Source organism: Stenotrophomonas pictorum JCM 9942, assembly GCF_001310775.1.
Lineage (GTDB): Bacteria > Pseudomonadota > Gammaproteobacteria > Xanthomonadales > Xanthomonadaceae > Stenotrophomonas > Stenotrophomonas pictorum.
In genome coordinates this window covers 1-894 of the sequence record NZ_BAZI01000680.1, presented here as the reverse complement: position 1 = coordinate 894, position 894 = coordinate 1, and the positions used below count along the sequence as shown (strand labels likewise).

The window sequence follows — 894 nt, the reverse complement described above, 5'->3', positions numbered from 1 at the left end:
TCCAGATCCCAAAGCGCCGCATCCAGCGCGTGCCGCGCGCCACCGGCCGGCAACAGCTGCAACAGCTGCTGGCGGTCGCAACCACGCTCGATCTGCGCACGCACCTGTTCGATCTGCGCCAGCATGCTTGCCGGGGTTTCGCCGTGATAGGCGACACCGCCGGCCTCACCACGCCCGGTCACGCCATCCTCGTGCAGTTCGACAATCACCACCTGCGCCTCGCTGCGGATCCCGCGGGCGATGGCGAAAGGCTCTTTCAGTTTCCAGGCATGCGACCTGGCATGCAGCATGCGCGTCATGCCGCCCTCAACCCAGGATCGCAGCGACGGCCCGCTGCAGCGGGCTGCGCATCGGATCGAATGCAGGCACTTCCAGCGCACGCTCGGCCTGCGCCAGCGCCTGCTGCGCCACGGCCTCGTCCATCCCGAAAGTGTTCAGGCTCACCCCCACCAGCCGTGCGCCGGGATTGGTCAGCCGCGCGGCCTGCAGATACAGGTCACGCGCCACCGCCAGCTCCGGCACCGCGTAGTCCGGCCAGCTCACCAGATGCGTGCGCTGCGGGTCGTGGCACAGGATCAGGCCGTCAGGCTGGGAGCCGTGCAGCAGCCCCAGGGTGACGCCGGCATAGGCCGGATGGAACAGCGAGCCCTGGCCTTCGATCAGATCCCAGTGGTCGTCGGCCGGCGAAATGCATTCGGCCGCACCGGCGATGAAATCGGCGATCACCGCATCCACAGCGATGCCGGCACCGGCGATCATGATCCCGGTCTGGCCGGTGGCGCGGAAATCGGCATCGATGCCCTGCCCGCGCATCGTCCGGGCCAGCGCCAGTGCGGTGTACTTCTTGCCCAGCGCACAGTCGGTACCGACCATCGCCACGCGCTTGCCGCTGCG

The 894-nt window shown here is 68.7% G+C and carries 1 protein-coding gene and 1 pseudogene; both read right to left on the bottom strand.

The features are described from left to right. Window positions 1-299 (bottom strand): annotated as a pseudogene (locus tag JCM9942_RS17020) (dipeptide epimerase); the annotation flags it as partial. Window positions 300-306: 7 nt separating this feature from the next. Beyond that, on the bottom strand, window positions 307-894 hold a 588-nt coding region (locus JCM9942_RS17015), incomplete at its 5' end, for a DUF1611 domain-containing protein (protein ID WP_157723040.1).